This window comes from Amycolatopsis keratiniphila subsp. keratiniphila, assembly GCF_001620365.2.
GTDB lineage: Bacteria > Actinomycetota > Actinomycetes > Mycobacteriales > Pseudonocardiaceae > Amycolatopsis > Amycolatopsis keratiniphila.
On the sequence record NZ_LQMT02000032.1, the window covers coordinates 101,799 to 107,835 of the forward strand.

General features: G+C 70.0%; 5 protein-coding genes. All 5 read left to right on the forward strand.

The window, feature by feature from the left end:
- The 5 genes from tal to pgl are packed head-to-tail and all read left to right on the forward strand — an operon-like array spanning position 1 to position 6,017.
- Positions 1–1,113, forward strand: a complete 1,113-nt coding sequence (gene tal / locus AVR91_RS30340) for a transaldolase (RefSeq protein WP_063270996.1) — start codon at positions 1–3, stop codon at positions 1,111–1,113.
- A gap of 8 nt (positions 1,114–1,121) precedes the next feature.
- Positions 1,122–2,741, forward strand: a complete 1,620-nt coding sequence (locus AVR91_RS30345; protein ID WP_063270997.1) for a glucose-6-phosphate isomerase — start codon at positions 1,122–1,124, stop codon at positions 2,739–2,741.
- Positions 2,738–4,267 carry a glucose-6-phosphate dehydrogenase gene (gene zwf / locus AVR91_RS30350; protein WP_063270998.1) on the forward strand — a complete coding sequence of 510 codons (1,530 nt, stop codon included), beginning with the start codon at positions 2,738–2,740 and terminating at the stop codon, positions 4,265–4,267. The genes AVR91_RS30345 and zwf overlap by 4 nt, the downstream gene beginning before the upstream one ends.
- Positions 4,264–5,265 carry a glucose-6-phosphate dehydrogenase assembly protein OpcA gene (gene opcA / locus AVR91_RS30355; RefSeq protein ID WP_016333148.1) on the forward strand — a complete coding sequence of 334 codons (1,002 nt, stop codon included), beginning with the start codon at positions 4,264–4,266 and terminating at the stop codon, positions 5,263–5,265. The genes zwf and opcA overlap by 4 nt, the downstream gene beginning before the upstream one ends.
- Positions 5,262–6,017 (forward strand): 6-phosphogluconolactonase, encoded by a 756-nt coding sequence (gene pgl / locus AVR91_RS30360; protein ID WP_063270999.1) that lies wholly within the window; start codon positions 5,262–5,264, stop codon positions 6,015–6,017. Before opcA ends, pgl begins: the two co-directional genes overlap by 4 nt.
- Positions 6,018–6,037 lie beyond the last annotated feature (20 nt).

Genomic DNA, 6,037 nt, shown 5'->3' on the forward strand with positions numbered 1-6,037 from the left:
ATGAGCAACGACAAGCTCGCTCAGCTGTCCGAGGCAGGCGTCTCGATCTGGCTCGACGACCTGTCCCGTGAGCGCCTGAACACCGGCAACCTCGCCGAACTGATCCGCGACAAGCACGTCGTCGGCGTGACCACGAACCCGACGATCTTCGCCAACGCGATGTCGAAGGGCGAGGCGTACGACGAGCAGACCCGCGAGCTCGCCGCCCGCGGCGCCGACGTCGAGGCCACCATCCGGGAGCTGACCACCACCGACGTGCGCAACGCCGCGGACCTGTTCCGCGACGTCTACACCGCCACGAACGGGGTCGACGGCCGGGTGTCCATCGAGGTGGACCCGCGGCTGGCCAAGGACTCCGACAAGACGGTGGCCGAGGCGCAGGACCTGTGGAAGACCGTGGACCGGCCGAACGTGCTGATCAAGATCCCGGCCACCGAAGAGGGTCTCCCGGCCATCACCAAGACCCTGGCCGAGGGCATCAGCGTCAACGTCACGCTGATCTTCTCGGTGGAGCGGTACCGGGCGGTCATCGAGGCCTACTTCGCCGGGCTGGAGCAGGCGAAGGCCAACGGTCACGACCTCAAGGGCATCCACTCGGTCGCGTCGTTCTTCGTGTCCCGTGTGGACACCGAGATCGACAAGCGGCTCGACGCCATCGGCACCGACTCCGCCACCGCGCTGCGCGGTGAGGCCGCGATCGCCAACGCGCGGCTCGCGTACGCGGCGTTCGAGGAGCTCTTCGCTTCGGACCGCTGGAAGGCGCTCGCCGAGGCGGGCGCGAACCCGCAGCGTCCGCTGTGGGCCTCCACCGGTGTGAAGGACCCGCAGTACTCCGACACCCGCTACGTGGACCAGCTCGTCGTCAAGGACACGGTCAACACGATGCCGGAGAAGACCCTCGACGCCGCGGGCGACCACGCCGAGATCACCGGTGACACGGTGACCGGCAAGGGCCCCGACGCGCAGGTCGTCTTCGACAAGCTGCGTGTGGTCGGCATCGACATCGACGACGTGTTCCTGACGCTGGAGAACGAGGGCGTCGAGAAGTTCGAGAAGTCGTGGACCGAGCTTCTCGAGACCGTCACCGGACAGCTGGAAAAGGCGAAGGACTGATCTGGACCATGGCAGGGGAAACGACCGGCGTCGAAATCGTCGACGCCGCCCTGGCCGGCGAAGCCGCTCCGTTCGCGGAGCGGCTCGTCGCCGACCAGGTCGCATCGAAACTGGCGTCTCAGGACGCCACACTGTGGGGTCCCGAAGCCGAGTCCGAAGCGTCGATCCGTCTCTCGTGGACGACGCTGCACAAGTCCTCGCGGCCGTTGATCGGCGAGATCGAGGCACTGCGGACCGACCTGCGTTCCGAGGGCGTCGACCGCGTCGTCCTCGCGGGCATGGGCGGTTCGTCGCTGGCCCCCGAGGTCATCACCGCGACCGACGGCGTCCCGCTGACGGTCCTCGACACCACCGACCCCGGACAGGTCGCCGACGCGCTGGCCGGTGACCTGGAGCGCACGGTCATCGTCGTGTCGTCGAAATCCGGCGGCACCGTCGAGACCGACAGCCACCGGCGGATCTTCGCGAAGGCCTTCGCCGACGCGGGCATCGACGCGGCCCGGCGGATCGTGGTCGTCACCGACCCCGGCTCGCCGTTCGCGGAACTGTCCGAAAAGGAGGGTTACCGCAAGGTCTTCCTCGCCGACCCGAACGTCGGCGGCCGCTACTCGGCGCTGACCGCGTTCGGGCTCGTCCCGGCCGGGCTCGCCGGCGCGGACGTCGCCCGCCTGCTCGACCAGGCCGCCTCGGTGGCCGACGAGCTGGCCGCCGACTCCGTCGACAACCCCGCGATCAAGCTCGCGGCGGCGTGGGGCGCGGCGCACGAAAAGGGCGCCGAGAAGGTCGTCATCGCGGACACGGGATCAGGCATCAAGGGCTTCGCCGACTGGGCGGAGCAGCTGATCGCCGAGTCCACCGGCAAGCAGGGCACCGGTCTCCTGCCGGTCGCCGTCGAAGGCCCGGACTCCCCCGGTTTCGCCGACGCCAAGGGCGACGCCACCCCGGTGGCCGTCGGCGCGGCGGAAGGCGCGGCGAAGATCTCCGTGACCGGCTCGCTCGGCGCGCAGTTCCTGCTGTGGGAGTTCGCCACCGCGCTCGCCGGGCGGCTGCTCGGGATCAACCCGTTCGACCAGCCCGACGTCGAGGCCGCCAAGAAGGCCGCGCGTTCGCTGCTCGACAACCCGGACAAGCTCAAGGGCGGCGAAGAGCCGTCCACTGTGGACGGCGCGGTCGAGGTGTTCGGCTCGGAAGGCGTTTCCACGGACGGGAAGCTCGCGGACATCCTGCGGGCTTTCTTCGACTCCGCCCCGGAAACCGGCTACATCGCGGTGCAGGCGTACCTCGACCGGCTCGACGACGCGTCGACGGCCGTCCTGCGCGGCGAGATCGCCAAGCGGACCGGACGGCAGACCACCTTCGGATGGGGGCCGCGGTTCCTGCACTCCACCGGGCAGTACCACAAGGGCGGGCACCAGAACGGTGTCTTCCTGCAGATCACCGGCGCCGTCGAGGACGATCTCGACGTTCCGGACCGGCCGTACACCCTCGGCGTCCTGCAGCACGCGCAGGCGCTGGGTGACGGTCAGGTGCTCGCCGAGCACGGCCGTCCGGTGCTGCGCCTGCACCTCACCGACCGGGCCGCCGGCCTGGCCGGACTGGTCCGCGCGGTACAGGAGGCCGGCGAGTGACACGTGCCTGGAACAACCCGCTGCGCGACCCGCGCGACAAGCGGCTGCCGCGGATCGCCGGGCCGTCCAGCCTGGTGATCTTCGGCGTCACCGGTGACCTCGCCCGCAAGAAACTGATGCCGGCGATCTACGACCTCGCCCACCGCGGACTGCTGCCCGCCGGGTTCTCCCTCGTCGGGTTCGCCCGCCGGGACTGGGAGCACCAGGACTTCGGCGAGCTCGTGCACGACTCGGTCAAGGAGCACGCGCGGACGCCGTTCAAGGAGTCGGTGTGGAACCGGCTCGCCGAAGGCATCCGGTTCGTGCAGGGCACCTTCGACGACGACGACGCCTTCGACAGGCTCGCTCAGACGGTCAAGGACCTCGACGCCGAGCGCGGCACCGGGGGCAACACCGCGTTCTACCTGTCGATCCCGCCGAGCGCGTTCCCGGTGGTGACCAAGCAACTCGCCCGCTCCGGCCTCGCCGAGGCGAGTGAGGACACCTGGCGCCGCGTCGTCATCGAGAAGCCGTTCGGCCGCGATCTCAAGAGCGCCAAGGAGCTCAACGAGATCGTGAACGACGTCTTCCCCGAGGAGTCGGTGTTCCGCATCGACCACTACCTCGGCAAGGAGACGGTGCAGAACCTGCTGGCGCTGCGCTTCGCGAACCAGCTGTTCGAGCCGATCTGGAACGCCAACTACGTCGACCACGTGCAGATCACCATGGCCGAGGACATCGGCCTCGGCGGCCGCGCGGGGTATTACGACGGCATCGGCGCCGCACGCGACGTCATCCAGAACCACCTGCTGCAGCTCCTCGCGCTGACCGCGATGGAGGAGCCGGTCTCGTTCGCTCCGCGCGCTCTCCGCGCGGAGAAGGTCAAGGTGCTTTCGGCGACCAAGCCGCTGGCGCCGTTCGACGAAACCACCGCGCGCGGGCAGTACGCGGGCGGCTGGCAGGGCGGCATGAAGGTGCCGGGACTGCTGCAGGAAGGCGGTTTCGCGAAGGACTCGACCACCGAGACCTACGCCGCGGTGACGCTGGAGGTGCAGAACCGCCGCTGGGCGGGCGTGCCGTTCTACCTGCGCACCGGCAAGCGGCTGGGCCGCCGGGTCACCGAGATCGCCGTGGTGTTCAAGCGGGCGCCGCATCTGCCGTTCGACTCCACCTCGACCGAGGAGCTGGGCCAGAACGCGCTGGTGATCCGGGTGCAGCCCGACGAGGGCATCACGCTGCGGTTCGGGTCGAAGGTGCCGGGGACCACGATGGAGGTCCGCGACGTCACGATGGACTTCGGGTACGGGCACGCGTTCACCGAGTCGTCCCCGGAGGCCTACGAGCGGCTCATCCTGGACGTGCTGCTCGGCGAACCGTCGCTGTTCCCGGTGAACGAAGAGGTCGAGCTGTCCTGGGAGATCCTGGACCCGATCCTCGACCACTGGGCCAAGAAGGGCGCGCCCGAGGCGTACCCGCCCGGTTCGTGGGGACCGCCGTCCGCCGATGAGATGCTGGAACGTACCGGCCGGAACTGGAGGCGTCCGTGATCATCGACCTGCCGTCGACCACGACGTCGCAGCTGAACAAGAAACTCGTCGAGATCCGCGAACAGGGCGGGCAGGTCGCGCTCGGCCGCGTGCTGACGCTGGTCATAGTGGCCGACGACGACGACAAACTCGAAGAGGCGATCGAGGCCGCCAACGAGGCCAGCCGGGAGCACCCCTCGCGGGTGATCGTGGTGGCCAAGGGCGCGCGGACCGCGGCACCGCGGATCGACGGCCAGATCCGGGTCGGCGGCGACGCCGGCGCGAGCGAGGTCATCGTCCTGCGGCTCTACGGTCCGCTGGCTTCGCAGGGGCAGAGCGCGGTCGTTCCGCTGCTGCTGCCGGACGCGCCGATCGTCACCTGGTGGCCGGGTACCGGTCCGAAGGCTCCGGCCAAGGACCCGCTCGGTGAGCTGGCGCAGCGCCGGATCACCGACTCGGCGGCGGAAAAGGCGCCCATAAGGGCACTCACCACGCGGGCGAAGTCCTATGTGGAGGGTGACACCGATCTGGCCTGGACCCGGCTGACCCGGTGGCGCGCGCAGCTGGTGTCCGCTTTGGACCTCCCGCCGTACGAGAAGGTCACCGGCGCGACGGTGACCGGCGAGGCCGACTCGCCGTCGACCGAACTGCTCGCCGGCTGGCTGGCCGAGTACCTCAAGGTGCCGGTGAAGCGGGTCAAGAGCAGCGGTGCCGCGGGCATCATCTCGGTGACGCTGGACCGGCGTTCCGGGCCGGTGGAACTGCACCGGCCGGACGGGCGGGTCGGCATGCTGACCCAGCCGGGCCAGCCGACGCGCCGGATCGCCCTGCAGCGGCGGGACAACAAGGACTGCCTGATCGAGGAGCTGCGGCGGCTCGACCCGGACGAGGTCTACGAGGCCTCGCTGAACGGGCTCGGCAAGATCTCGTCGGGCACCGCGAAGCCTGCTCCGGCGAAGAAGGCGGCTCCGGCGGCGAAGAAGGCTCCGGCCGCCAAGACCGCGAAGAGCGCCTCATGAGCAAGACCGAGGTCGTCGTCTACGAGAACCCGGACCTCCTGGCCGCCGCCGCGGCGGCCAGGCTGGTCACCCGGATCGTGGACGTCCAGGCCGCCAAGGGTTCCGCTTCGGTGGTGCTCACCGGCGGCGGCACCGGGATCGCGATCCTGCGGGAGCTTCGTGACTCCAGTGCCCGCGACGCCATCGACTGGTCGCGTCTGGACGTCTACTGGGGAGACGAGCGCTTCGTCCCGGCGGATTCGGACGAGCGCAACGAGAAGCAGGCCCGTGAGGCACTGCTCGACCACGTCCCGCTCGACCCGAAGCGGGTGCACGCCATGGCACCTTCGGACGGCGAGTTCGGCGACGACGTCGACGCGGCGGCCGCCGCGTACGCGGAGATCCTGACCCCTGAGGTCCCGGCGTTCGACATCATGCTGCTGGGCCTCGGCGGGGAGGGGCACACCGCCTCGATCTTCCCGGACAGCCCGGCGGTGCACGAGAAGGAACGTTCGGTCGTCGCGGTGCGGGACTGCCCCAAGCCGCCGCCGACCCGGATCTCGCTGACCCTGCCCGCGATCCGTCGCGCGCAGGACATCTGGCTGGTCACCGGCGGTGACGCCAAGGCCGACGCCGTCGCGCAGGCGCTTGCCGGTGCGGGTGAGGTCGAGATCCCGGTCGCCGGGGCACGCGGCTCGCGTCGCACGCTCTGGCTGCTGGACCGAGGCTCCGCCTCGAAACTCACGAAGGTCTACCAGCCCCCTACAGGCTGACGCTTTCGCGCGTGAAGGCC

Excerpts from the sequence above, each read along its gene's own strand:
- tal (WP_063270996.1), top strand. The coding sequence starts at position 1 with ATGAGCAACGACAAGCTCGCTCAGCTGTCCGAGGCAGGCGTCTCGATC.
- AVR91_RS30345 (WP_063270997.1), top strand. The coding sequence starts at position 1,122 with ATGGCAGGGGAAACGACCGGCGTCGAAATCGTCGACGCCGCCCTGGCC.
- pgl (WP_063270999.1), top strand. The coding sequence starts at position 5,262 with ATGAGCAAGACCGAGGTCGTCGTCTACGAGAACCCGGACCTCCTGGCC.